At 57.7% G+C, this 26570-nt stretch carries 21 protein-coding genes; 15 read left to right on the top strand and 6 right to left on the bottom strand.

Annotated elements, in window-relative coordinates:
* The first annotated feature begins 271 nt into the window (after positions 1-271).
* The 3 genes from LAO21_08985 to LAO21_08975 all read left to right on the top strand — a co-directional run bounded on the left by LAO21_08985 (position 272) and on the right by LAO21_08975 (position 3974).
* Complete coding sequence (locus tag LAO21_08985; GenBank protein ID MBZ5552840.1) at positions 272-1672, top strand: amidase; 1401 nt, start codon at positions 272-274, stop codon at positions 1670-1672.
* A gap of 68 nt (positions 1673-1740) precedes the next feature.
* Positions 1741-2367, top strand: a complete 627-nt coding sequence (locus LAO21_08980; GenBank protein MBZ5552839.1) for an RNA polymerase sigma factor — start codon at positions 1741-1743, stop codon at positions 2365-2367.
* On the top strand, positions 2367-3974 hold the full coding sequence (locus LAO21_08975) for a zf-HC2 domain-containing protein (protein ID MBZ5552838.1): 1608 nt from the start codon (positions 2367-2369) through the stop codon (positions 3972-3974). Before LAO21_08980 ends, LAO21_08975 begins: the two co-directional genes overlap by 1 nt.
* A 147-nt stretch (positions 3975-4121) precedes the next feature.
* Here LAO21_08975 and LAO21_08970 read toward each other — a convergent pair whose 3' ends face one another.
* Both LAO21_08970 and LAO21_08965 read right to left on the bottom strand, forming a co-directional pair.
* The gene (locus LAO21_08970; protein MBZ5552837.1) at positions 4122-4631 is read right to left on the bottom strand and encodes a dTDP-4-dehydrorhamnose 3,5-epimerase family protein; all 510 of its coding nucleotides are present in this window, start codon (positions 4629-4631) and stop codon (positions 4122-4124) included.
* The gene (locus tag LAO21_08965; GenBank protein MBZ5552836.1) at positions 4624-5526 is read right to left on the bottom strand and encodes a glycosyltransferase family 2 protein; all 903 of its coding nucleotides are present in this window, start codon (positions 5524-5526) and stop codon (positions 4624-4626) included. Before LAO21_08965 ends, LAO21_08970 begins: the two co-directional genes overlap by 8 nt.
* Before the next feature lie 312 nt (positions 5527-5838).
* On the opposite strand from LAO21_08965, the gene LAO21_08960 reads away from it, so the two are divergent.
* Positions 5839-6891: a glycosyltransferase gene (locus LAO21_08960; protein MBZ5552835.1), complete on the top strand. Its 1053-nt coding sequence runs from the start codon at positions 5839-5841 to the stop codon at positions 6889-6891.
* A 138-nt stretch (positions 6892-7029) separates the two neighbouring features.
* On the opposite strand, the gene LAO21_08955 is transcribed toward LAO21_08960, so the two are convergent.
* From LAO21_08955 to LAO21_08945, 3 genes are all read right to left on the bottom strand, one after another.
* On the bottom strand, positions 7030-7809 hold the full coding sequence (locus LAO21_08955; protein ID MBZ5552834.1) for a hypothetical protein: 780 nt from the start codon (positions 7807-7809) through the stop codon (positions 7030-7032).
* Positions 7810-7976: 167 nt separating this feature from the next.
* Positions 7977-8525 (bottom strand): reverse transcriptase-like protein, encoded by a 549-nt coding sequence (locus tag LAO21_08950; protein MBZ5552833.1) that lies wholly within the window; start codon positions 8523-8525, stop codon positions 7977-7979.
* The gene (locus LAO21_08945; GenBank protein ID MBZ5552832.1) at positions 8518-9276 is read right to left on the bottom strand and encodes a hypothetical protein; all 759 of its coding nucleotides are present in this window, start codon (positions 9274-9276) and stop codon (positions 8518-8520) included. Before LAO21_08945 ends, LAO21_08950 begins: the two co-directional genes overlap by 8 nt.
* A gap of 372 nt (positions 9277-9648) precedes the next feature.
* Between LAO21_08945 and LAO21_08940 the strand changes: the two genes are divergently transcribed.
* Positions 9649-11136: an amino acid decarboxylase gene (locus LAO21_08940; protein MBZ5552831.1), complete on the top strand. Its 1488-nt coding sequence runs from the start codon at positions 9649-9651 to the stop codon at positions 11134-11136.
* Between the two features lie 61 nt (positions 11137-11197).
* On the opposite strand, the gene LAO21_08935 is transcribed toward LAO21_08940, so the two are convergent.
* Positions 11198-12280, bottom strand: a complete 1083-nt coding sequence (locus LAO21_08935; GenBank protein ID MBZ5552830.1) for a redoxin domain-containing protein — start codon at positions 12278-12280, stop codon at positions 11198-11200.
* A gap of 256 nt (positions 12281-12536) precedes the next feature.
* Between LAO21_08935 and LAO21_08930 the strand changes: the two genes are divergently transcribed.
* The 10 genes from LAO21_08930 (at position 12537) to LAO21_08885 (ending at position 26507) form a co-directional block, all read left to right on the top strand.
* Positions 12537-13151: a hypothetical protein gene (locus LAO21_08930; protein MBZ5552829.1), complete on the top strand. Its 615-nt coding sequence runs from the start codon at positions 12537-12539 to the stop codon at positions 13149-13151.
* Positions 13141-13548, top strand: coding sequence for a transcriptional regulator (locus LAO21_08925; protein MBZ5552828.1), 408 nt, complete (start codon positions 13141-13143; stop codon positions 13546-13548). The genes LAO21_08930 and LAO21_08925 overlap by 11 nt, the downstream gene beginning before the upstream one ends.
* 24 nt (positions 13549-13572) lie before the next feature.
* Positions 13573-14304 carry a di-trans,poly-cis-decaprenylcistransferase gene (gene uppS / locus LAO21_08920; protein ID MBZ5552827.1) on the top strand — a complete coding sequence of 244 codons (732 nt, stop codon included), beginning with the start codon at positions 13573-13575 and terminating at the stop codon, positions 14302-14304.
* A gap of 96 nt (positions 14305-14400) precedes the next feature.
* On the top strand, positions 14401-15876 hold the full coding sequence (locus tag LAO21_08915) for a DUF4173 domain-containing protein (protein ID MBZ5552826.1): 1476 nt from the start codon (positions 14401-14403) through the stop codon (positions 15874-15876).
* Between the two features lie 189 nt (positions 15877-16065).
* Positions 16066-16716: a hemolysin III family protein gene (locus LAO21_08910; GenBank protein MBZ5552825.1), complete on the top strand. Its 651-nt coding sequence runs from the start codon at positions 16066-16068 to the stop codon at positions 16714-16716.
* Positions 16717-17028: 312 nt separating this feature from the next.
* Positions 17029-17637: a TetR/AcrR family transcriptional regulator; helix-turn-helix transcriptional regulator gene (locus LAO21_08905; protein MBZ5552824.1), complete on the top strand. Its 609-nt coding sequence runs from the start codon at positions 17029-17031 to the stop codon at positions 17635-17637.
* A gap of 236 nt (positions 17638-17873) precedes the next feature.
* The gene (locus tag LAO21_08900) at positions 17874-19082 is read left to right on the top strand and encodes an efflux RND transporter periplasmic adaptor subunit (protein MBZ5552823.1); all 1209 of its coding nucleotides are present in this window, start codon (positions 17874-17876) and stop codon (positions 19080-19082) included.
* Positions 19079-22234: an efflux RND transporter permease subunit gene (locus LAO21_08895; GenBank protein ID MBZ5552822.1), complete on the top strand. Its 3156-nt coding sequence runs from the start codon at positions 19079-19081 to the stop codon at positions 22232-22234. The genes LAO21_08900 and LAO21_08895 overlap by 4 nt, the downstream gene beginning before the upstream one ends.
* Before the next feature lie 401 nt (positions 22235-22635).
* Positions 22636-23616 (top strand): SpoIIE family protein phosphatase, encoded by a 981-nt coding sequence (locus tag LAO21_08890; protein ID MBZ5552821.1) that lies wholly within the window; start codon positions 22636-22638, stop codon positions 23614-23616.
* 23 nt (positions 23617-23639) lie between these two features.
* Positions 23640-26507, top strand: coding sequence for an aconitate hydratase (locus LAO21_08885; GenBank protein ID MBZ5552820.1), 2868 nt, complete (start codon positions 23640-23642; stop codon positions 26505-26507).
* The last annotated feature ends 63 nt before the right edge of the window (positions 26508-26570 follow it).

Below are 26570 nucleotides of genomic sequence, written 5' to 3'. Positions count from 1 at the left end.
CGGTTCTTCTCTGGAGAAATTCAAGTTAGAGTTGCTGCTTTGCTTGCGCTAAGATTGGCTCGCACTGGTGCCAGTTGCCACGACCTTATTTCGGAAGGCTCTTGGACATTTCCCTACCGGCCACAAAGACTCGTGATCTGGGTTGCAGCGACGGCCCCAGGCAAACTGCCTTGAGACGGCGTGCCTTCGTCATCATCAATCATCGTCCTCAAAAGATAGCCATACAAAGTGGAATGGTTTGATCGGACGAGCTGCTGGGAGCCCTATGCGTATGGATGATTCCCTGATCAGTCTCTCCCTCGCGAATGCCCGTGACGAGATTTGTGCGGGGCGGCTGTCGCCGCTGGAGTTGACAAAGGCCTACCTTGCACGCATTGAAGCGCTGAATCCCGCGGTCAATGCTTACCTCCACGTCGCCGCCGAGGCCGCGATTCATGACGCACGAATTGCCACTGAAGCGGTGGCGCAGGGGAAGCCACTGGGTCTGCTTCATGGGATCCCGATTGGTGTGAAGGACCTGTATGATGTCCGTGGAATGCCTACGACTGCTGGCAGCATTCTTCTGAAGGACAAGATGGCCGCGGACGATGCCTTCATCATTGAAAGGTTGCGACGTGCGGGGGCCATTTTCCTGGGCAAGCTGAACATGCACGAATGGGCGCTTGGGGTAACGACCACGAACCCGCATTTCGGGGCCTGCCATAATCCCTGGAACCTGGAGTACATTTCCGGCGGATCAAGTGGAGGCTCCGGAGCCGCGCTTGCAGCCGGGATGTGTCTTGGATCGGTGGGGACCGACACGGGGGGGTCCATTCGAATCCCCGCTTCGCTGTGCGGGGTGGTCGGACTAAAACCGACTTACGGGCGATTGAGCTTGAGCGGCGTAGTGCCGTTGTCGTTTTCCCAGGATCATGCCGGGCCAATGGCCCGGACTGTTGAAGATGTGGCATTACTCCTGGCCGTGGTGGCCGGTTATGACGCGGAGGATCCATCCTCTGTCGACCACGAGGTGGAGGATTTTGCATCGGCCGTGTCAACCCTCCACATCCCGCTCCCTTTTAGGGTGGGATTTCCTAATGAGTTGTTCTTGGGGGGCAACGATCCCGAAACGAGGGCGGCAGTGGAGAAGGCAGTCTCTATAATTCCTGACCTCGGATGCGAAGTGCGAGAGGTGTCATTCGAAGGATATGAGACCGCCATGGATGCGAGCGCCCGCATTCTGCTGGCCGAAGCGGCGGCATATCACTCCGGCCGTATCCACAATCATCCGGACAAAATCGGAGCTGACGTGCTGGAGCGTTTGCGCCAAGGATTGGAAGTGACAGGGACAGAATACGCTTTAGCGCGGAAGATCCAGGTTCAGTGGCAGAGAAAGATGTCAAAGGTGTTTGAAAGCGTCGACCTCATGGTTCTCCCGGCGACCCCCCAGCCGGCGACGTCCATTGCCGAGAGCGAAGCAGTGCCCCTGGCAAGGGGCCGGCTCACCCGGTTCATGCGCCTGTTCAATCTTACCGGCATTCCCGCCCTGGTTCTCCCGTGCGGCTTTACCCGCTCGGGCCTTCCCATCGGACTGCAGATTGCCGGTCCGGCCTGGTCGGAGGCGAGGCTGCTTCAACTGGCCCATGCTTACCAGGAGGCCACCGATTGGCACCATCAACGGCCTCCGCTGTAAGGATCTCTCCCGCCCCATCGGTTCTCTGCGAAAACTGAAATTTCTTGAATCCACCGGCGTATTACTCTATGGGGACTGAAAGCAACCACGCGAACGGGCCGAATCAGGATGGCCGGAAGAGCCGGGGCGAACCTTTGGACTTAGACGCCGTCATACAGCGGGCCATCGTTGGAGACTCTGAGTCCTTCGCCGAGCTCTACCGCCAGTTCAAGCCACGGACGCTGGGGCTTTGCCGACATATGCTGGGTTCGAGAGAAGCTGCCGAGGATGCGACGAGTGAGGTGTTTGTCCGCCTGAAACGCGGTCTAGCCGGCTACAACGGCTCAGTGCCCTTTTTGAGCTGGCTGTACAGCATCGCCAGCCATTACTGTGTGGACCTGATACGTAAGCGGCAGGTGGAGCAGAGATTCATCGTTGAAGGGGACACCGAAGCCCAACCGGCGGGGGGTGGAGCGACTTCACCCCTGGATGAGGCGATGATGACGGAACAAAATGCGGAAGTGAGGAAGGCGATCGGACTTCTGCCCGAAAAATACCGCCTGCCGCTGGTGCTCCGCTACTACAGCGACTTCAGCTACGATGAGATTGCACGGCAGCTGGGCTTTCAGCGGGCGCATGTGGCGACACTGATCTTTCGGGGGAAACTGGAACTGCGACAGATTCTGACAAGAAGGAAAGGGAAGGGAACATCCTGATGAGTTGTCTTCCAGAAATGACCTGCGCCATCTTTGTGGACGAAGAACTCCCGGAGGATGAAGCCCGCCGGGTGAGGCTCCATCTGGGCAGGTGTTCGCGCTGCCAGGCGCTGGTGGATTCGCTGCGGGTCGAAAATCGTGTCCTGACGAATGCGCTGCAACGAGTCGAAGAAGACTGGGCGTCAACGGGCGAACAGCCCGCCCGCCTGCTCGATCTGGTGGGGAAGGCAGCGGCGGTGAGCATCCTTGCCGTCCTGCTGAGTTTTCTGGTCAATTGGGTGGAGCAGCGACTTCCCCCGGCAACGGAGTGGCTGAATCCCATGCATTTGCCCGGCCAATCAAACCTTTTGTTCACTATCGTATTCTACCTGACCAATATAGGAGCGGCCATCATGTCACAGATTGTTACCATTGTAAGTGTTCTGGTTTCTGCAACCCTGGTGATCACGGGCGGGGTGTTGCTGTGGCGTCATCACAAAGGGTTCTTACGTTGGGGCATCGGGGTGGTCATGCTGTTGGTGTTGGTGATTCCCGGGCTGGCTTTGGAGAGGCGCAGCGACAAGGCCACTGTCATGATTGGAAGCACCGAGACCATAAACGACAATCTCCTGGCCACGGGGGACACCATATTGGTCGATGGGGTTGTCAATGGCGATTTGATCGTTTTTGCCCGTCGTGTCGAAATCCACGGAACCGTCAAAGGAGATCTCGTCGGCTTTGCTCAGGAGACGGACATTAGTGGAACCGTGGAAGGCAATGTTTTTGGTTTCAGCCAGTCGTTGAACCTCACCGGTCATGTGACGCGCAACATCTATAGTTGGATCCAAACTTTCCGTCTGGAACGGCAAGGTGTCGTAGGCGGGGACGTCGTGGTAGGCTCCGCGAATACAAGCCTCGACGGCAAGGTGACCCAAAGCGCCTGGATTTTCTCGGGGGCTGCGGATATTCGGGGAAACGTCGGACATGACTTTTCGTTTTTCGGAGGGAAGTTGAACCTGTTTCCTCCGGCAAGCATGGGCGGAGATCTCACGGCCCATGTGTCAAAACCAAATAGCGTTCACATCGCCCCCGGGGTCGCCGTGGGCGGCAAGACCGAGACGATCCTCAATGTCCACGAGAACCGGTTTGTGCGGCCTAGATTCTATTTCTGGAAAGTCGTCAAGCTGGTGGGGGCCCTCCTGGTAGGTTGGCTGATGCTTGTGCTGGCGCCAAAATTCTTCCATACGACAGTCCAGGCGACCGGATCTTTGGGGCGAAGCTTGGGGCTGGGCTTTGCGGTCCTGGTGGCCACCCCGATCGCCGTGATTATTGCTTGCATTACGCTGGTGGGTCTCCCTTTGGGACTGCTCGTCCTGGTGTTCTATGTCGCCTCTCTCTACTTTGCTGAAATATTTGTGGGCGCCTTTTTGGGGCGGGTCATCTTGCGGTCTTCTTCCGCGACGATGTCCCAGACGGTCCTGGCCTTGCTCCTCGGCTTCGTGATCCTTCTTATTGTCTTTGAAATTCCATACGGGGTCGGAGCCATTTTGCGCCTGGCCGTTTTCTGTCTGGGTTTGGGGGGCTTTTCCTGGGCGCTTTATCGATCGGTTCGTCCCCAAACAAATTGAGATTATCAGGGAGTCCCGGGATGCGACGGATAGAAGGGAAGACTCTTGCTCGGGCGTGGTGAGACCGATGATTGACTTATCCGGCGCCTTACCCTCTGACGGGTAGGCTGATGACGCCGGGAAGCCGGCCCCCCTTGAACAGCGATCCTAACTCTTGATCGAGTCAGGAGGGGAGGGGGGCGCGGGGAACCAACGGTACGGGATCTTTGGGGTGTCCTTCGGCAAACGGTAATGATCCGGATCCTCGTAATTATATGCCTTGGTCGGCAAGTTGGTGAGGAGACAATCGGACGGGCCCAGATTCTTGAGCCCATGCCAAACGCCGGTCGGGATGATGAGGAGCGCCGGGCGGGCGTCCCCAATGTGAAATTCGTTCAGCTGACCATAGGTCCTGCTCTCTTCACGATCATCGTACAAGACAAACTTCATGTGACCCTGATTCACGAACAGCCGGTCAATTGACTCCCGATGACAACTCCACGCCGCCACCAGCCCGGGGAAGACGCGTGACTGGTAGACCTGCGTTACCGGCTGGCCGGAAGGGTCCCAATCAAATCGAAACATCTCGGTAATGACACCACGATCTCCCGGCACGTGGAGGACCTCGCGAAGGACAACCCCCTCGATCAGATCCTGCGGCATTTGCCAGTTACTCATAATCAATTGAGGGTCTTTCTTGGCTCCCTGTAGCATTGTGCCCCTCCTCTCGCTGCAAATAAGTTGATAATCTTTCGCTGCCAAACCGCAAAAACTTTGGGCCGGAACGTACCGCAAAAGCGAAGAAGTCTCTCCATTGCTGTTGCCTTGAACGAAAACCCCGAACGCTCGTCTCCCCTGAATTGCGCACTGCCTCACACCATCCCGGATCCTGTAACCTCGCCAAATACCGCTTCTGGGGCGGTTCTTCCAGGGAGGAATATTGGTCGTCCCAATCTTGAGCATAGAAGCGCAACACGGTCATGTAATCGAGGTAGGTGGAGGGAGCACCGGAGGTCCTCAATCGGTTATAGAACTCACGGTCTCCAAATCGAGACAATCCGGCATCCCAATAGCCGACCTGCTCAAAGAGGTCCCGACGATGGATGTACTCCGCCATCCCCGTGAACCAATGGCGGAGGAACTTCGACACGAATCCGATCTGCCAGTCGAAGGCAAAGAAGTGGGCGTCGACTCGATCGGGGGCCCGCACATGACAGGCGCGGAAGGCGACCAGACCGAGAGATCGGCCCTCTAATGCCGCCACCCCCCGCTCCAGGTGATCCGGAAACCACAAATCGTCATCGGCGATGTAGGCGACATATTTTTCTGAGGTCTGTCGCAAAACGGCATTGCGATGGACATATCCGAAACCTTTGCCCTTTCCAAACGGATAGAAGTGGACGCGGGAGTCGCGGAACGAGCGTACGACCGATTCGGTTTCTGGGCTGCAGCCGTCGCCGACGACGTGCAAATGGAACGAAGGGTAAGTTTGCAGCAAGACCGATTGAATGGAATAGCCGACAGTATGCGGGCGTCGATGCGTTGGCAATATAATGTCGACGGCTCTGTGCATGGCCTGCACACTTTTACACTTATGGATGGTTTTGCGAGCTGGACAAATCATATGGATATGGGCGGCAACTGTCAATAGAATACAAATGCCCGTCCTCCAGGGTACAGGAATCAGGAGGACCCCCCGGTAGAAGGTGGGGTTCCCCGGTTCGACTCCGAGTTGCGATTCTTGACCGCACTGAAACCGGGCCATCCGAGAGGGGAAAATTGTTCGACAACCTGTCATCAATCCGGTTATCATTCCACCGAAATCGACTAGAGGTTTTGCCTTCCGAGTCCTCCACTACAATTTCGAGAGAACAACCGACTTCAAATGCCGCTTCATGAATCTATTGCGTATCCGCGCGTAACCATCGTCATACCGGTGAACAATGAGAGCTGGATGATCCGGAGCAAACTTGAGGATACTTTTGCCCTCGATTATCCCGCCTTTTTCGAGGTCATCGTCGTCGACGATGGCGATGACAGAACCTGTGAAATTGCCGGAGAGTTTGCCGAGAAGAATGGTCTGCAGAAGAGGATGAAGATCCTTCACCTGGAAAGAAGGTTGGGCAAGGCACATGCCTTGAACGTCGCCCTTTCAATGTCGGAGGGTGAGATATTTGTGTCCACGGATGTCAATGCATCGGTTGACAAAGGCAGTTTGACCGAACTTGTCCATGCCTTGAAGTCCGATGACAGGATTGCCTGCGTCAGTGGGGCGCGAACCGTGCCGAAACCCAGGAGCGTCGCCGAGAAGGGCGAAGCGCTATATTGGGGAATCGATACCTCCCTGAGACGGAAACAGAGCGAATACTCGAACGTGCGAACCTCAATTGGGGAGTTGTCCGCCTACCGAACCGACGCGGTGAAAAGGGTGGGGGGATTTCCGGAAAAAGCGGTATCGGAAGATTTTGAAATGACGGTACTCCTTGTCGCTCACGGCTACCAGGTCAAACTGTGCCCTCAGGCAAGAGTCTCAGAGCCTGCCCCGGCAACCTTTCTCGATTTGTATGAGCGGAAGGCCAGGTCGACGTATGGACTTCTGAAGGGGTTGTCTAACAATACGTCCCTGATCAGAAAATTGGAATTTCGCTCCGCGATGGTCATCGTCCTGAGCATTATTCTTCCTTGCCTGGCGGCCCTCTCCTTCATCCCGGGGGTGCTTCTTTGCTTTATGCTGAGGAGGGAACTTGTCCTTTTCTCATTGAGCGCAGCGGCGGCCGTTTCCCTTGTCATTGCCGTATGGACGAATACTCTCAAGAGTGCGCTCATCTTCTGTCTTTATCTCATAACGATCTACTTTGCAATACTGGGTGGAATCTACAGGTTCCTGTTCAAAGGGCAATCCTTCCCATGGAAACGCCAGGAGAGCACTCGAAGGTAGAATTCGAGGCTTCCACCGGGCAAATCGATCCTTGAGGAATTCCTTGGGGAATTCCTTCCGAAAGACCGAGGGGATGAGTCTTTTCCGTCTGCCGGGCGCTCTTTCAATTGGGAGGGCCTGTGTCGCCTGGTGGGGGGACTAATTGTTTCCAATCATCAGCTCGATGCGCTTCACTTCATTGCGGTGCAGGGGGATGGGAATGTTCCAGGAGGTGGTAATCCCTTCGAAGGTGAAATTGTGCGCATAGGCCCAGTAATTACCCGGGGGTAACTTCGAAAACCGCACAAGGCCCCGGGCGTCACTGCTGATGCGAAATAATTTCTTTTTCTGTTCCAGCTCCTTCCACAACTCCTCTTCTCGTTTGGCCCGCTGCGCCAGCGCCGCGTTTCTCTGCTCGACTTGCCGGCGTCGTTCCGCAAAGGCAAGATTCTCCCGGTCGACCACCAAGTGCGCGAGGCGCACGGCGATCGCCGTCTTATCCGACGGCAGCCGCCGGTCGAACTCGGCATCGAGCGTTTTCACGAGTTCCAGTTTCTGGCTGTCGGTCAGGTTGGAGAGATTTCCTTTCTTCCCCTTTTTCTTGAGCAGCGAATCGTAGGCCCTCCTGAGTTCATCGACCTGAGCATAATCCTCAAGGCGGCGGTACTTGGGTTCATCAAGATAAATCGACCCGTCCTGCGGCGCTTTTTGCGCCAGCGCGACAAATTCGGGTGAGACGTTGAACTCCTGAGCCACCCGCTGAATGTCAGTTCGGCCAAGGCTAGGAGCCGCCGGAGATTTTTCTTGTTGCGGATGCTGGTCTTCGGGAAGGGGAATTTCTTTTTCGATTTGTGCTTTGAGAAGGTCGGGATCGACGGCTAACAGTAGAAAGTCACGGCCGGCGACCGGTTTCGATTGACCGTTCGGCAAGGCCGCCATCGCGGTCAATTCAATTCGCGCATTGCTGGAAACAGGTTTTCGGGGCTGAGGAGAACGCCTGGGCGTCGTCGCTCGCGGGGTTGTTCCCTGGCCCTGAAGGCATTGAGGACAACAAAATCCCAGGGCAGCAAGCAAAATGACTGGCCCGCCCCAGGCTCGGGATCGGTCTAGTCCTTGAACCGTATCGAACATTCGACTTTTTTCTTTTCCGGCAACGGAACGGCACCGAGGGGCTTCAGCAGTCCATTCTCAATGATGGCATCAAACCGGAGAGTCCGAAGCTGAGGTTCCACGCCTTCTCCCCGGTCCATGGCCTCGTTGGCCAGGGCATCGGCGGCAGCATTCAACTCCCGGCGGATATGTTCAATCTCAAATCGAGGGATCTGCGCCGCCAGCCCCTGGGCGCGGTTGAACAAGGGGAGCAGGTCCGGGCTCTTGACACGGTATCGTCCGGTCATTTGGCGGACCAGCAGCTCGGAATCAGAGAAAACCCGAACAAAGGACAGGTGATGACAGGTGGCGTACTCAAGCGCCGCCAACAAGCCGGAGTACTCTGCGACGTTGTTCGTCACGACGCCAAGATACTCGGAAAGAGAATCGGTCGTATCGCCGGCGGCATTCTTGACCGCGACGCCATAACCGGCCGGCCCGGGATTTCCCCGGGATCCGCCATCGATAAAAAAGATCGTCGGCTCCTCGACTTTTCTCTTATTCACGGGCGGGCTCCCCGCTCAATGGGGTGGGAGGGGCGGCGGGTTGGGCGGGCGGGATCCAGAAAAGGATCCGGCTGCAGTTGTCGCATTGGAGGATTCCCTGGTTCCGCATGACTTCGTTGTAGGTTTGGGGGCGCAACATGACGTGGCATACGGTGCAGATCTGGTCGCGCACTTCAGCGATCACTACCCCGTTTCTCAGCTTGGCGGTCCGGGTGTAAAGATCCAGCACGGTGTCGCTCAGGGATTGCGTGACCTGATGCCGGGTGGCAAGCAGAGATTCGAGTTCCTGTTGTTTTCCCTGGGTCTCGGTTTCGGCCTGCTGTTTCTCCCGCGCGACGTCCTGCTGCTGCCTCTTGGACTCGGCTTCTGTTTCCTTGAGCTCTTTTTCATCCGCCTCGGCGGCCACCATGAGATCCAGAATCCGGTCTTCTATCTTCCGGATTTCATTCTTGTTGAACTCAATTTCAGTGAGGAACGCGCGATATTCCTCGTTAGTTTTCACGTCGAGCAACTGGTTGTTATATTTCGAGATTTTCTGCTCGAGGGCCTGAATGTCCCCGTCGAACTTTCGGCGCTGTTGCTGGTTGGTCGCCATGCGCTGCTTCACCGAGGCATGGGCTTCGGTGATGTCGCTCAGTTGTTTTTCGATTTCTCGCAAATGGTGGGGGAGCGCAGCAATCCGCTCCTGGAGGGCGGAGATCTGCTTATCGAGCTCTTGAAGACGTATAACTGATTGCAGTTCGGTATTCATTGTTTGAGCGGTCTTGATTCCCGGAAGATTTTTTCATGGCTGATGATCCAGTGGCTGCTGCAACTGTTGGTTCATCTTCGGCGCGCCGAATAGGACCAACCCGTTTTCGTCGAGGGGGGATTATAGCATTGCCCATCGAGGCCCCTGAAATTCTTTTTGGGAGGGCCGGCGCGTTTCTGTTGATGTAGCAAGGATGCCTTCTTCCTGGTTAGAAGGTCCACCCCCGGAACATTACCCGCAACCCTCTGGACACGACGGGCTCCAGGGGGGGTGTGAGCGACGTCCACCTCTTCATCTTCTCTGTTGACTTTGCCGATGACTCGTCGTTGAATTCAGAGTCGATTCTTCCATTACTCTCGGTGAGGCCTCTATATGAGTGTTCCTAAGATTCCCGCGAAAACGTCTTCCAGGATTTCGGCCTCCGGTTTGGGCGACCTGAATACGGAGGAGTTTCGGACAATGGGATACAAGCTTGTGGACTGGGCGGCGAATTATTTGGACACCGTGGGCACGCTTCCGGTTCTGCCGCCGGTGAAGCCCGGCTGGGTCCGTTCCCAGCTGCCTCCTGCTCCTCCCCTGGAAGCGGAATCACTGGCGGAGGCCATCTCCGACCTGGACCGCATCATCACCCCCGCCAACACGCATTGGAACCATCCCGCGTTCTTCGGCTATTTCTCAATTACAGGATCGATGCCCGGGATCCTGGGTGAACTGGTGGCAGCCGCGTACAACGTGAATGGCATGCTGTGGAAGACCTCGCCGGCAGCCACAGAACTCGAAGAGGTGGTGCTTGGCTGGTTGCGACAGATGCTCGGTCTTCCCGAGAACTGGTTCGGCATGGTTCACGACACGGCCTCCGTGGCCTCGTTGTGCGCCATCGCGGCGGCGCGAGAGTCGCTCGACCTGAGGATTCGCGAGGAGGGCATGGCGGGACGGACCGATCTTCCGCGCCTGAGGCTGTATACCAGCGAGCATGCCCATTCTTCCATTGAAAAAGGGGCCATCGTGCTGGGGCTGGGCCAGCAGGGAGTCCGGAAAATCCCGGTTGATTCAGAATTCAGGATGGATGCGGCGACCCTGGAGAGAGCGATTCGGGAGGATATTGCCGCCGGGTGGAGGCCTTTCTGTGTCTGCGCCACTGTGGGAACCACTTCGACGACTTCAGTGGATCCCGTGCCGGCGATCGCCGAGATCTGCCGGCGCCATCATCTCTGGTTGCATGTGGACGCCGCCTATGCCGGGAGCGCGGCGATCCTGCCTGAGAAACGGGATATCCTGGCGGGGTGCGAACATGCGGATTCTTTCGTGACCAATCCCCATAAATGGCTGTTCACCCCGGTGGACTTCAGCGCTTTTTATACGAGCCAGCCCGGGATCCTGCGGCGGGCGTTTTCTCTGGTGCCGGAATACCTGCGCACGAGCGCGGACGAGGAGGTAAAAAACCTGATGGACTACGGGGTGTCCCTCGGGAGGCGATTCCGCGCCGTCAAGTTCTGGTTTGTGGTTCGCGCGTTCGGAGTGCATGGGCTCCAGTCGCGCATTCGGGAACACCTCCGCCTGGCCCAGACCCTGGCCGGCTGGATCGATGCCAGCCCTGATTTCGAACGGCTCGCCCCGACCCCCTTTTCCACGGTCTGTTTCCGCGCTCATCCTCACGGCCTGGAGGACGGGAAAACACTCGATGCGCTGAACGAACGGGTTCTCGAGGGCGTCAATGCGACGGGCCGGGCGTTTCTCTCCCATACCAAGCTCGATGGAAAGTTCACCCTCCGACTCGCCATAGGCAATCTGAGAACGACTGAAGAGCGTGTCCGGGAAACGTGGGCGTTGTTGAATGAGACTTTAAAGCAGGTTCGCTGAAGCAAATCGCGAGGGCAGTTCCGGGCTACCAAGGTTTGCGATTTGTCTCCGTCCGGAGTTTTCAACCTCCCGAAGGCTTGCGGGGCAGCGAATTCAACATTCGGTTAATGTCGTCCTGGAGCAGACGGTCGCGACTTCCACCCCATCCCGAAAAACGCTGAAGAATGACCCCATCCGGCCCGATCAGCACATAGGTGGGAAAACTGCGCACACTGAAGAGGCGTTGAACCTTTTCATCGCGATCGTGATACTGTGGCCAGTCCATCCCGGCATTTTTCACAAACTCTTTCCAGGCCCCCGCACTCCGGTCCGCGCTGATGCTGATCAGAACGAAACGGTCTTCACCTGCAAATTTTTGATGCAGTTTTTCGAGTCCGGGCAGCGCGGCCCGGCAGGGGGCACACCAGGTAGCCCAGAAATCCAGCAACACAATCTTCCCCCCTAATGTCTCCCTGGAAAGTTGCTGTCCTTGCAGAGTCCGAAAGGAGAAGTTTGGAGCCACGGCTTTGGGGATGGAGGCGGGGGATGGCGTGGAGGATGGCGCGGGGGATTGGCGCGCGTCGTTGATCGCCTGTCGCGCCTTTGCGGCCATCGGACCTTGCGGCTCGAGCTGCAAGTAGACATTCAACTCTTCAATCCCGGCGGCCACTCGCCCCTCTTTCAAAAGCACAGTTCCCAAGCTGAAGTGCAGAACCGGCAGGGGGGGGCTGAGCTTGAGGCCCAGGGCGGCACGGTATTCCCCCTCGGCCTCGGCCAGTGCTCCGGTCTTCTCGCCCGCCAGCTCCTCGAGCGCATTTCCTTTCAGAGAATGGGCCTGGGCGCGCGTGGAATCGTCGGAGGCGTATTTCAGCGCCTGGTCGCAGTTCTCAACCACGATGGGGAAGGCGCCCAATTCAAAATAGGCCTGCGCTATGCCCCAATAGCATTCCGACGAGCGGTCTTCCTTCAGCTTATTGGCCCGCATGAAACCCCGGATCGCATCATTGTATTGCTGGGCCGCAAGATCCGCCTGGGCCCGTTTGAGCTCCTCCCCGTAACTCTTTGGGCCGTCTTGTGCGGCGGAGGGTTTCGAAGGCAGGGCCAGGGCAACGCCCAGGAAGAAGACCAACAACAGGCATGGAGCTGGGTGGTTCCTCAAATTCACAATCGTCTCCGGGACTTCGGGCGAGGGAGTCACCGAATAAAATAACCTAATGGTTGTGCGGATGGGGAATCAACGATCCGATTCAGTGACGGCACTGCGACAACATACTCCTCCCCTTTGTGGGTTGTCAATTATCCCACGCGTCGAACCGGGCCGGATGCAACGGCATCGGGTCTTCCTGGTACCTCAGCGGGCATTCTATGCTTTGCGACACAAAGTACTTGACAAAACAGAACAATCGGCTAGGATGTTGCCGATGACGGTCAATCCCCAGCATCGCCCGTACCTCGCCGACCCCCCCGGGTTGCACACGCATGCCCTGGAGAACCTGCAGTTTATTCGCGAGACGATGGAACGCTCCTCGTCGTTTACCGCGGTGCCCGGCAAGGGGGGCGTGGTCATGGGGATCACGGCGCTCGTCGCCGCCTACGTGGCGTCCCGGAGTTCGTCGGCCGAGGTGTGGATGGCGAGCTGGCTGATGGAGGCGTTGTTGGCTCTCAGCATCGGGGTTGTGGCGATTTTTTGGAAGGCCCGCAAGGCGCAGTTGCCGATCTTTTCCGTGCCGGGGCGGAAATTCGCCCTCAGCCTGACCCCGCCCATGCTGGCGGGAGCGGTGCTGACCATGGTGCTCTACCGGGCGGATCAGATCGCGGTGATTCCCGGGCTGTGGTTGTTGATATATGGCACGGGCGTGATGACGGGAGGGGCCTTCTCGATCCGGATCGTCCCGGTCATGGGGCTCTGCTTCGCCCTCCTGGGAATCATCGCGCTTCTCAGTCCCCCCGCGTGGTCCAATGCGTTCCTGGCGGGGGGCTTCGGGGGTTTGCATATTCTGTTTGGGACCCTCATTGCCAGGAGGTATGGTGGCTAAATCCAGCGCGCTCTCCTCATGGCGCCAGTCCAAGCCAGGCGTTGAAAAACATCGGCTGCGCGGCCTTCCCGGCCGCCAGGCGGGAAAGGGGGCGCCCGAGCTCGACCGCCTTATCCATGAGCGCTTGCGGTTGGGAATTGTCAGCGCGCTCGCCGTGAATGAATCTTTGACCTTCAACGAATTGAAGAAGCTCTTGGACACCACGGACGGGAATCTGAGTGTGCATGCCCGCAAATTGGAGGAAGCGGATTACGTGGCCTGCTCCAAATCATTTGAGGGGCGGATTCCCAGAACCGAGTATCGGCTCACGGCCGCAGGCCGGCGCGCCCTCGATCGGTATCTCAACCATATGGAGGCCTTGATCCAGGCGACGCGGGGCCGTCCGCCCGCGGGTTGATTTTTTTTGGATTGTGACTTTATGATGCAAAGTAGTTTGCGCATATCGAACCCTGCCGGCCTGCACGTGGGCCTCATCATGGATGGCAGCGGCCGCTGGGCTGCCCAACGGGGGTGGCCGCGCACGGCCGGTCACCGCGCGGGCGCCCGAACGGTACGACAGCTTGTTCTTGCGGCGCCGGCCCTGGGCGTCGGAACCCTCACGCTGTTTGCTTTTTCTTCGGACAATTGGCGGCGCCCTCCTGCTGAAATTAAGGGATTGATGGGAATCTTCGAGAACTTCTTCAGGACCGAGGCGGCGTCCTTTGCCGAGGCAGGGGTTCGTATCAATGTGATCGGCCGCCAAGACCGGCTCCCCCGGGCATTGCGGGCCGCCATCGAGTCGGTGGAACGGGAGACGCATGACGGCAGCCGGCTCCTGCTCCGGTTGGCCATCGATTACTCTGCCCGGGAGACCCTGCGGCAGGCCGCCCTGCAATTCTGGGGAGCCGACGGCACGGGCCCGGACGCCTTTGCCCTCGTACTGTCCCGGGTCATGCACGCTGAACCGTCCTCACCGCCCGTCGATATGATCATTCGCACCGGGGGTGAACAGCGGTTGAGCGATTTTCTCCTGTGGGAAAGTGCCTATGCGGAATTCTTCTTCACCCGGGTGCTCTGGCCGGATTTCAAAGTGGAAGATCTCAAATGCATGGTTGAAGAGTTTCACGCCCGCCAACGACGCTTTGGCCGCCTCCCGGAATCGGCGGCCGTCTGAACGATCTTCAGTGTGGGATGGCCCGCAGAGATCCATACCAGGGATGAGGGCGTTCGAGCAGAGCATGGGCCCGGTACATGTTCGAGGAGAATGATCATGGATCAAAAGACGCCAAAGGGACTGATGTTGATTATGTTGGCATTGACGATGGGATTGGGGGGAGACCTCCTCCTGCGGGCAACCCCCTGGGGGCTGAATTTTCCCCTCTGGATATTGGGTGGCGGTGCGGTTGTTTTTGCGGTGCGGCGATGGCGTGATGACGCGTTTGCCAGTGGCTATCTTTGGCTGATTTTAACCGGGGTACTTTCTTCCATCGGGATGGCCTGGCGCGATGCGCTTTCTCTGAACCTTCTCGATATCTTCTCATTGCTGGTCGCCCTTTCGCTCTTGATGCTCCGGGCCCAGGGCAGAACCGTCCTTCGCTCCAGCTTGGTCGAGTACGGTCTGGGAGCGGTCATGACCGGGCTGAACGCGGCCTTTGGCTCCATCGCGCTTCTCTTCAGCGATGTCTCATGGCGGGATGCCGTCAGGGATCGAAGTTCGCAGCAGAAGATTGCGGTGGTGCGAGGTGTGCTCATCACGATCCCCCTGCTGCTGCTCTTCGGGGGACTTCTGACGGGGGCCGACGCCGTCTTCAGCCATTTTGTAGAGGACATCATCCGGATCAATCTCAGGAGCTTGTTTTCGCACCTTTTTCTGGTGGTCTTGTTTGCCTGGACGGTGGGCGGTTTCTTGAGGGGACTGATCTTTGGGACAGAAATTCGCAGGGTCAAAGAATGGCATGCACCGGCCCATTCCCTGGGGATCATTGAAATCGGTATTGTCCTGACGTCTCTGAATGTTCTCTTCCTGTCCTTTGTCCTCGTCCAGGTTCGCTACCTGTTTGGGGGGGCGCAATGGGTTCAGGTCTCTCCCGGGCTGACCTATGCGGAGTATGCGCGCGGGGGGTTTTTTGAATTGGTGGCGGTGGCGGCACTGGTCCTTCCATTGCTTCTTGTAGTTCATTGGCTCATGCCCAAGGAGCAGCCATCCCACCGGCGAATTTTCGGGTGGCTGGCGGGGTTCCAGCTGGCACTTGTGGCGGTGATTATGATTTCAGCGCTGGAGCGCATGTATCTGTACCAACAAGAATACGGTCTAACGGAACAGCGTTTCTATACGACGGCCTTCATGGGATGGCTGGCAGTCGTGTTTATCTGGTTTTCGGTCACGGTGCTCCGCGGCCGGCGAGAGCACTTTATCTTTGGCGCCATGACGGCCGGCTTCCTGATCGTTCTCACTCTCCACATCGTGAATCCCGATCAGTTCATCGCCCGCGTCAATTTGTCCCGTGAGAACACAGGACACCCATTGGATGCCGAATATGTCGCTTCCTTGAGTGCGGACGCGGTTCCGGAGATGATCAGGGCGCTTCCGAATTTGACCCCGGCGCATCGGGACCTGTTGGTTCCAAGAATCCTTCGTCGATGGTCGCCGCAAGAATACGCGGACTGGCGCACTTGGTGTTGGGCCCGATCCCGGGCCGTGGAAGCGGTCCGCCGAAACCAAGCCATTCTGCGACCTCCCGGTTAAATCCAGCATGAATACGTCCCTTCGACACCTTCCGCCAAAAAGGGGGTTTACATCTCAATCGGGCTTCGATTAGAATTCTCCTGACATTTAATCTCCGATTAGGATGCAGCGGACGGAGAATTCCGTTTTCCGCTCCCGTGGAGGGGAGCAAGGACTGAGACCGGGTTTCAGTGCAGGGATTCTAAGAAGATGACGAAGGTGTTGAGAGCTCTAACCCCGGAAGACGCTGCCAGCGCGTTGACGCATGGCCTCGGGCTTGTCTTAAGTCTGGCGGGATTGTGTGTGCTGGTGGCGCTGGCTTTCATGTATGGGACCCGGCTGCATATTGTGAGCTGCGGAGTTTATGGAATCACGCTGGTGGGACTGTACGCGGCCTCCACCCTTTATCACAGCGTTCAATCCCCTGGCCTGAAACACGCCCTCAAGGTCATCGATCATTGCTCGATCTACCTCCTTATCGCCGGGACCTACACCCCCTTTACCCTGGTCCTCCTTCATGGGGGGTGGGGATGGACCCTGTTCGGCGTCGTCTGGGGGCTGTCGGTTTTCGGGATTGTCTTCAAGATCTTCTTCGTGGATCGCTTCAAGGTCACCTCGGTGTCAATTTATTTGCTGATGGGTTGGATGGCGATTGTTGCCATAAAACCCATGCTGACGTTCGTTCCAACGGGCGGAGTCCGGCTGCTCGTCATGGGAGGCTTGATCTACACCGCCGGGATTCTCTTCTATGTCTGGAAGAAGATTCCTTACAACCACGCCATCTGGCATCTCTTCGTCCTGGCCGGAAGCGCGTGTCATTTTTTTGCGGTGATGTTTTACGTGTTGCCCCGGAAGAGTTAAGAAGGCCCGCGCTGTCGACACGACATCCCCCCCGACTCCCCGAAGGAAATCTCCCTGACGGTAGTCCCAACGCCCTTTCCATTCGCACCTGAGCTGTAAGGCGAGTGTCCTCCAGTTTCCGGGGGTTGCCTGCGTTCCCGAGTCGAGTGAGCGTGACCTCCTTCTCATGTCCGGCTTGTGAGATCTTTCTCTTGTTATGGCCTTCGCGCGCTTCTCGTTGACAACCATCACCGACAGGTACAAAGTAAGTGCTTACTTACTATGGTTCGAAGCTCCAATCGAATTGCTTCCGCCGCTCGCCGTGAACAAATCATGCGAGTGGCCATGGCCCTGTTTGCCCTCCAGGGGTTCGAGGGCACAACCACGCGGCAGATTGCGCAGCGCGCCGGAGTGAGTGAAGCCATTATCTTCCGGCATTTTCCGCGCAAGGAAGACCTCTACTGGGCTGTCATTGATTACAAGTGCCGGATGGCCGGGAAGCGCGAAAAGCTGGAAGCGGCGTTGCGCACGAGCGGGGATGACCGTGTCATCTTTGCCTCGATTGCCGAAGATATCCTGCGGCGCAACACCGAGGACTCCACCCTGAGCCGCCTCCTCCTCTTTACGGCCCTGGAAAATCACCGGTTGTCACACCGCTTCTTCCGGACCTATGTGGCAGAAAATTACGAAGCGGTGGCAGCCCACATTCGTAGACGAATTCAGGAGAAGAGGTTCCGGCGAGTGGATCCGCTTCTGGCAGCTCGCGGCTTCCTGGGGATGGTGATCTATCACTTCTTGATTCAGGAACTGTTTGGTGGCAAGCACTATCAGAAATTTGATCGCAAGCAGGTGAGCGACGTCTTGACCGATATTTGGCTGCAGGGGATGGAGGCACGCGCGAGGAAGCCTCTCAAGGCGGGAGGAAGGACGAAGCGGCGGTGAACTGGATCGGTATCGGCACAAGTTATTACAAAGGGCGCTCTCGTAACGTGGTAGCCTCAGAGGGCGTCTCTCGTCTCTGATTTCGCCGGATGATTTAATAAAAGGGATCCGGTGAAGCGGAGGTGGCGCCGGGAGCAAGAAGGTGAGAGGGCTCGCTTGGCGCGGTGGGTACGCTTGATTATCATCAGGAGGAAAGCCGCCGAGGTTGGGTGGCGGCTCCCAGGGAATCTAAACATATGAGAAATCGTCTTATGGAACACCTCCACTGCAATTATCTTGGCCTGAAAGTTCTCTCAAGGCCCAGGACCCGGGTCGTTGGGTCCCTGGCGTCTGTGTTTTTGGTTGGCGTCATGTTTTCCGGTTGTTCAGGCAAGGGCTCCCCCGGAAAAATGCCCGATCCTCAGATAAGGAGTGCGGTTCCGGTCACAGTTGCTGCTGTGGTCCAGAAGACAATTCCGGTTGAAATTCGTGCCATCGGAACCGGGGAATCCTTTTCCACAGTCGCCGTGAAGGCGATGGTGAATGGTGAGATGACCCGAGTCAACTTTGTCGAAGGTCAGGATGTGAAGAAAGGGGATCTGCTATTCGCCATTGATTCACGGTCCTACACGGCTGCATTGAACCAGGCGGAGGCCAATCTGGCCCGGGACCAGGCCCAGGTAAAGTACACCTCGGACCAGGCTCAGCGGTACGCGAACCTATACCAGCAGGGAATTGTCCCCAAACAGCTGGCCGACCAGTATCAAAGCACCTATGACACCCTGGAGGAGGCGATCCGGGCCGATAAGGCCGCCGTTGAAAATGCCAAGGTCCAGCTTTCCTATTGTTCCATTTATTCTCCCCTTGACGGGCGCACCGGAAGCCTCCTCATTCATCAAGGAAACGTCGTCAAGGCCAATGACACCGTGTCTATGGTCGTGATCAATCAGATTACCCCGATCTATGTTGATTTCTCCGTCCCCGAGCAGTTTTTGCCGGAGATCAAGAAACACATGGCGGCGGGAAAGTTGGGAGTGAAGGCCGTTATCCCCAACGATGAGGGATCGCCGGAATCCGGTGTCCTCACGTTTGTGAACAATACCGTGGACAGCAACACCGGGACGATCCTCCTCAAAGGGACCTTTCCCAACGCGCGCCGCCGTTTGTGGCCGGGTCAATTCGTCAATGTGGTCTTGACCCTCAGCGCTAGACCCAACGCGGTGATCGTTCCCACCCGGGCCATCCAAACAGGCCAGGAGGGACAGTTTGTATTTGTGGTAAGGCCGGATCGGACCGTCGAGTCGCGCTCCGTCGTGGTGGGTGCGGCGTTCGATGCAGACACCGTCATCGAGAAAGGACTGCAGGTCGGTGAATCGGTGGTCACGGACGGCCAGCTCCGTCTTGTGCCGGGCTCCCGGGTGGAAATCAAGGGCGGTCTGAAAGCCACTGAGGAAAAGAGCTCATGAGTATTGCTGGAATCTTCATTCATCGGCCGGTCATGACGACGCTGGTCATGCTGGCGATTTTGCTGTTTGGACTGATCGGGTACCGATTGTTGCCGGTGAGCGATCTTCCCAATGTGGATTTCCCAACCATCCAGGTAACGGCCAATCTGCCGGGTGCCAGTCCTGAGACGATGGCCTCGGCAGTGGCGACGCCGCTCGAACGTCAATTCTCCACGATTGCGGGATTGGATTCGATGTCGTCGACCAACGCCCAGGGGCTGACTTCAATTACGCTCCAGTTTAATCTGAGTCGAAGTCTTGACGCCGCGGCGCAGGACGTGCAGTCCATGATTACGAAGGCCTCCCGCCAGCTGCCGCCCGATATGCCGACACCGCCCATCTATCAGAAGGTCAATCCGGCCGACCAGCCCATTATTTACCTGGCGCTCAATTCACCGACTCTGCCGCTCTCCACGGTGGATGAGTATGCCGAGACCTTTATCGCCCAGCGGATCTCGATGATCAGCGGGGTAGCGCAAGTCCAGGTGTTTGGCTCGCAGAAGTATGCGGTTCACGTTCAATTGGATCCGCAGGCCCTGGCCACTCGGCGAATCGGGATCGACGAAGTCTCGGGCAGCGTGCAGAACGCCAACGTGAATCTGCCCACCGGAACCCTGTGGGGGACCCACCAGGCCTTCGTGGTTCAGGCAAACGGACAACTCATGGATGCGGCAGCCTATCGGCCCATCATTGTGGCCTACCGCAATGGTTCGCCCGTCCGTCTGGGCGAACTCGGCCGGGTGATCGACAGTGTGGAAAACGACAAGGTGGCCAGCTGGTTCAATAACACCCGGGCGATTGTGCTGGCCATCCAGCGCCAGCCCGGAACCAACACGGTCGAGGTCGTGGATTCCATCAAGAGCCTCATGCCCAGCTTCCGGGAGTTGATGCCGGCCTCAGTGAACCTGGGCATTCTCTACGATCGGTCTCTCTCCATTCGCGATTCCGTCAATGACGTAAAATTCACCTTGAAGCTCACCGTCTTTCTGGTGGTTCTGGTCATCTTCCTTTTCTTGCGCAATGTTTCGGCAACGATCATTCCCAGCTTGGCGCTCCCCATGTCGATCATCGGGACCTTCTCGGTGATGTATCTTCTGGATTACAGTCTCGACAATCTCTCCATGATGGCGTTGACCCTCTCGGTCGGGTTTGTGGTGGACGACGCCATCGTCATGCTTGAAAATATTGTGCGGCACATGGAGATGGGGGAAAGCGCCCGTGAGGCGGCGGTGAACGGCGCCAAGGAGATTGGATTTACGATTGTGTCCATGACGCTGTCGCTCGCCGCGGTGTTCATCCCGGTGTTCTTCATGGGCGGCATCGTTGGCCGGCTCCTTCATGAATTCGCGGTGACCATCATTGCGGCGATCCTTGTATCGGGTCTTGTCTCTCTCAGCCTGACCCCGATGCTGTGCAGCCGCTTCCTCCGACCTCCCCGCGAAGAAAGACACAACCGGATTTACATGGCGTCGGAGCGGGTGTTCGACGGCATGCGTGAAGTCTATAATTGGAGCCTCAAGAAAGTCCTAAGATACCGGCTGGTCACCTTAGTGGTGTCGCTCATTTTGCTGGTGGCGACGGGATATCTTTTCGTCATCGTTCCCAAGGGTTTTCTCCCCAGTGAGGACACCTCGCAGATTTTTGGATTCACAGAAGGGGCCCAGGGAATTTCTTTTGATGACATGGCCCAGCATCAGAAGATCGTGGCCGCCATCGTTGCCCAGGATTCCAACGTCGATTCATTTATGTCGAGCGTTGGAGCCGGAGGACCCAACACCGCCGGCAACACGGGCCGACTCTTCATGCGTCTGAAGCCCCGCAAGGATCGACAGCTCAGCGCCGATGAGGTGATCGAAGAGATGCGCCCGAAGCTGGCCGTGGTCCCCGGGATGCGCGTGTATCTGCAGAATCTTCCCCCGATTCGGATTGGGGGACAGCTCACCAAGAGCCAATACCAATTCACCCTTCAGAGTCCGGATACCGATGAGCTCTATCAGGGCGCCACGCACCTGGAGGCGGAGCTGCGCAAACTGCCGGGCCTCCAGGACATCGCCAGTGACCTGCAGATCAAAAACCCTCAGCTGAACGTGGTGATCAACCGGGACAAGGCTTCGGCGCTCGGGGTCACGGCCCAACAGGTTGAGGATGCCCTCTACACAGCTTACGGTTCCCGCCAGATTTCCACGATCTTCGCTCCGAACAATGAGTACCAGGTCATTATGGAGTTGGAGCCGCAATATCAGAGGAATCCCAGCGCCCTCTCATTGCTCTATGTTCGGTCTTCGGGCGGACAACTGGTTCCCTTGAATGCGGTCGCCGATTTGACAAGAGATTTGGGTCCCCTGACGGTAAATCACCTTGGGCAACTCCCCGCCGTTACGCTTTCGTTCAATCTCAAACCGGGTGTTTCGCTGGGAGATGCCGTCACCGAGGTCAACCGGGTCTCCCGAGAAACCCTGCCCGCCACCATCAGCACAAGCTTCCAGGGGACGGCCCAGGCCTTCGAGGCCTCGTTCAAGGGCCTGGGACTTTTGTTGATCATGTCCATCCTCGTGATTTACATCGTGCTGGGAATTTTATATGAGAGCTTTATCCATCCCGTCACGATTCTTTCGGGACTTCCTTCCGCGGGATTTGGAGCCTTGCTGACCCTGATGATCTTCAAGGTGGACCTGAGTATTTATGCCTTCGTGGGAATCATCATGCTGGTGGGCATCGTCAAAAAGAACGCCATCATGATGATTGATTTTGCCCTGGAGGCCCAAAGGAAAGAAGGGAAGGACGCTTTCGGAGCAATCTACGAGGGATGCCTGATCCGGTTCCGTCCCATCATGATGACCACGATGGCGGCATTGATGGGCACGCTGCCGATTGCCCTGGGAGTGGGCGCGGGAGCGGAATCACGCCGGCCATTGGGCCTTGCCGTGGTGGGCGGATTGGTGGTGTCCCAGCTCCTGACTCTCTACATCACGCCGGTTTATTTCCTCTATCTTGAAGAATTGCGTTCGTGGGTGGGAAGACTGTTTCATGTGCGGCAACGCCCCGCAGAGGAATCCGTCACTCAGGAAGAATCGCTATCGGCGGAAGAGGCTTCGACCATGACCCGGCGCTGAAGGCCTCTCGACGGGTCAGATGGCTTCGATGTGGTGGCAGGCCTTGTTTCTCGTCTCTGAAGCAGAAATCCCCCTCTCATCGTTTCTGAATTCTGACCCCCTCTAACCCGCACTGGTTTTTGAATGGGCCATCTTGCCGCCTCTGCCCGGCAGGGGTATACTCTGCTGTTCAAATGATCAGGACGTGCAAGACCGGGGCATTCCGAGCGGCTCGTCATGGCGCCGAAGGGGCGGGGTGGGGCATTTTCTGCTGGACTGCACATTCAAGAGAGCACGGACGAATTGATGATCGTATCCGGAGAGACCCTCATGATCAAGTGTCCGGCTTGAACCCGGGAAACGCCGTCTCTCCGGCAGGATAATCCATCACTGGTGGTTTACCCGGATTGAGAGGGAAGATCATGGCGACTAACATGGAGAATATGATGCGTGGGCAGTTGCTTGACCGGCGTCACAAACTTGAGGCCGCAGCGCTGAGGGCCCCGGTGCAAGAGAACCTCTCCCACCTCCTGCAAGAAGTGGATGCCGCCCTGGAGCGCATGAATACCGGTGCATACGGTTTGTGCGAGGTCTGTCATGACCCCATTGAAACGGAGCGGTTGGTGGCAGATCCGCTCGCCCAGTTTTGCCTGGATCACCTCACCCCGGGCCAGCAGCGCGCCCTCGAAAAAGACCTCGAGTTGGCAGCGCTCATCCAAAGTGGATTGCTCCCGAAACAGAGCATGAGTTTTGATGGGTGGGACGCCTCCTATCATTACGAACCGGCCGGCCCCATCAGCGGCGACTATAGTGACCTGGTCCGTGTGGAAGGGGGAGACCTCTATTTCATCCTGGGGGATGTGTCGGGAAAAGGGGTCGCGGCCTCGATGCTTATGGCGCAGCTTCATGCGATGTTTCGGACCCTGATTTCCCTGGGATTGCCTCTGGGTCAGCTCGTTGAGCGGGCCAGTCGAGTTTTCTGCGAAACCACGCTCCCGACACATTATGCGACCCTGGTCTGTGGAAGAGCCAGCAACTCGGGGGAAGTTGAAATCTGCAATGCCGGCCACCTGCCCCCTTTGCTGGTTCATGGCCGTGACGTCACCCGTATCAGCGCGACGGGCCTCCCGGTCGGCGTATTCTGCGATCAGCAATTCTCATCGACCCGGCTGCGCCTCGTTGCCAACGACACCCTCCTTCTTTTCACGGATGGAGTCTCGGAGGCCCAGAATGGGGCAGGCGATGAATATGGGTTTGAACGGTTGTCGAGATTGGCCAGCGCCAACCACGCCCTCGCGGCGAAGGAACTGGTAAGTGCCTGCCTCAAAGACCTGTCGATGTTCCGGGCCGGTGTTCCGAAGACGGACGACCTGGCGCTGCTGGCCGTTCGCCGTTTGAAATAGCAAAGAAGGAAGGCTCACCGTCAATGGCTCACAATCTATTTAATTCGCTCCAATCCTTCAGAATTGCCGGTGACCGGGCCGGGAAATTCTATTCGCTCCCTCAGCTGGAGAGGGAAGGGGTCGGGCCCATTTCAAATTTGCCGGTCAGCATCCGCATTGTCCTGGAATCTGTGCTTCGCAACTACGATGGCCGGCGAATCGTGGAGGATGATGTCAAGACGCTCGCCCGTTGGCGTCCTGTGGCCGAACGCACCGAAGAAATCCCCTTTGTTGTCTCGCGGATTCTATTGCAGGATTTTACGGGCGTTCCTTTACTTGTCGATCTGGCTGCGATGCGCTCGGCGGTGGCCCGGCTGGGCAAGGACCCGAAAAGGGTCGAACCTTCAGTTCCCGTGGATCTCGTGGTTGATCACTCCGTACAAGTGGATGTTGCCCGAATCGCTGAGGCCCTCCACCTCAACATGGAAATGGAGTTCAAACGCAATCGGGCGCGCTACCAATTCTTGAAATGGGGCATGGGGACGTTCAACAAGTTCAAGGTCGTTCCCCCGGGCATCGGGATTTGCCATCAGGTCAATTTGGAATACCTGGCCCAGGGGGTGCTCGAAAGAGACGGCGTTTATTATCCCGACACCCTGGTGGGGACCGATTCTCATACCACGATGATTAACGGCTTAGGCGTCGTCGGATGGGGCGTCGGCGGAATCGAAGCCGAGGCCGGCATGCTTGGCCAGCCCGTCTACTTCCTGACGCCCGATGTGGTCGGCGTCCACATGAGCGGACAGCTGAATGAAGGAGTGACCGCGACCGACGTCGTCCTGCATGTCACCGAGATGTTGCGAAAGGCCAAGGTGGTGGGGAAATTTGTGGAATATCACGGCGAGGGAGCCGCAAAACTGTCGGTGCCGGATCGCGCCACGATTGCGAACATGTCGCCCGAGTACGGGGCGACCATGGGATTCTTTCCTGTGGATGAGGAAACGTGCGCCTACTATCGCGCGACGGGACGGAGCAGCGAGCAGGTGGAGTTGGTTCGGAACTACTTCAAGGCTCAGGGACTGTTTGGCATACCGGGAAAGGGCGATTGCCAATACAGCAAGGTGCTCGAACTGGATCTCCAGGATGTGGTTCCGGCGGTGGCGGGTCCCAAACGGCCGCAGGATCGAATCGATCTGCCAAAGATCAAGGAGAGGTTCCTCGAACTTATGCGGAAACCGGTCCAGGAAGGCGGTTATAACAAATCCAGTGAGGAGATCAATCGCCGGTTCAGCACAGCGATGGGCAGCGAAGCACAGCGAATCCCTCACCCTGTGGCAGCGGCCGGAGTGCAGGAATTGGCCCCCCGCGGGGGCCCCAACCTGAGCGCCGCCGCTACGCTGGACGAAATGGAGATGATTAACGAGCATCCCACGCCCGATCGGATCGAAGAGGTGCCCGAAGAGGAGTTTTCCAGTGCACCGGTGGATCTCTGCCACGGCGACGTGCTCATCGCGGCGATTACCTCATGCACCAACACCTCCAACCCGAGTGTAATGCTGGCCGCGGGGCTTTTGGCGAAGAAGGCTGTTGAAAGAGGACTTTCAGTCCGTCCGGCGGTGAAGACCTCGCTCGCCCCCGGGTCCCGTGTAGTGACAGAATATCTTCAGAAGACCGGGCTCCAGCCCTATCTCGACCGCCTGGGGTTCCACCTCGTCGGCTATGGATGTACGACCTGCATTGGAAATTCCGGCCCCCTCGAGCCGCACCTCGAAGAGGTGATCACCCGGAATGACCTGATCGCCGCCAGCGTTTTGAGCGGCAACCGCAATTTTGAGGCGCGAGTCCATCAGAACATCAAGGCAAACTTCCTGATGAGCCCGCCGCTGGTGGTCGCTTTTGCGGTGGCCGGCACGGTGGCGATCGACATGACGAAAGAGCCCTTAGGAAAGGGCAAGGACGGCACCAGTGTTTACCTCCGGGATGTTTGGCCCAGCCTCGAAGAGGTCCGCGATACCATGCGCTCAGCGGTCGATCCTGAAACCTATCGAAGACTCTACCACAACTTTGCCGCGCAGAACCCCCTCTGGAACGAGATTCCCAGTCCTCGAGGCGAGGTGTACGAGTGGGATCCGGAGTCCACGTATATCCAGGAGCCCCCCTATTTCTCCGGCCTTGGGATGAAGCCTGGCCCCCTCGCGGAGATCCGCGGGGCCTGGGCCCTGGCCATTTTTGGAGATTCGGTCACCACCGATCACATCAGCCCCGCCGGCGCGATCAAACCGAATTCTCCGGCCGGTTTGTATCTGAATGAGCAGGGCGTGTCTGTGGAAGACTTCAACAGCTATGGTTCGCGCCGCGGCAATGACCGGGTGATGACGCGCGGGACGTTCGCAAACGTGCGGCTCAAAAACCTGATGGTACCGGGCACAGAAGGTTGCGTCACGGTGCATCAGCCGGACGGGGAAGAGATGAGTATCTACGACGCCGCGGTGAAGTATCAGGCCGAAGACAAACCGCTGGTCGTGATCGCCGGCCAGGAGTACGGGACCGGCAGCTCCCGCGATTGGGCGGCCAAGGGCACGCGCTTGCTGGGCATCCGGGCGGTCGTCGCGCAGAGCTTTGAGCGCATCCACCGCAGCAACCTGGTCCAGATGGGAGTCCTGCCGTGTCAGTTCAAGGAAGGCGTGGGCCCTCAGTCTCTGCGCCTCGACGGTTCGGAAACGTTCGACCTCACGGGTTTTTTAGGAGGCATCAAGCCGCGCCAGGAGATGGCCCTGACCATTCATCGCGCCAATGGCCAGAGCGAAGAGGTCCCGGTCACCGCCCGCATCGATACCCCCATCGAAGTCGAATACTACCAGCACGGCGGAATTCTTCCCTACATGCTGCGGCAATTGATCGCCCAAGCTTGAGCCCTGCGGGTCTTCTGAATTGCGGAATGTGGATTTCGGATTGCGGAGTGAAAGCGAGGAACT

This window comes from Terriglobia bacterium (assembly GCA_020073085.1).
Taxonomy (GTDB): Bacteria; Acidobacteriota; Terriglobia; order JAIQFV01; family JAIQFV01; genus JAIQFV01.
This window is presented reverse-complemented; position numbering and strand designations above follow the sequence as displayed.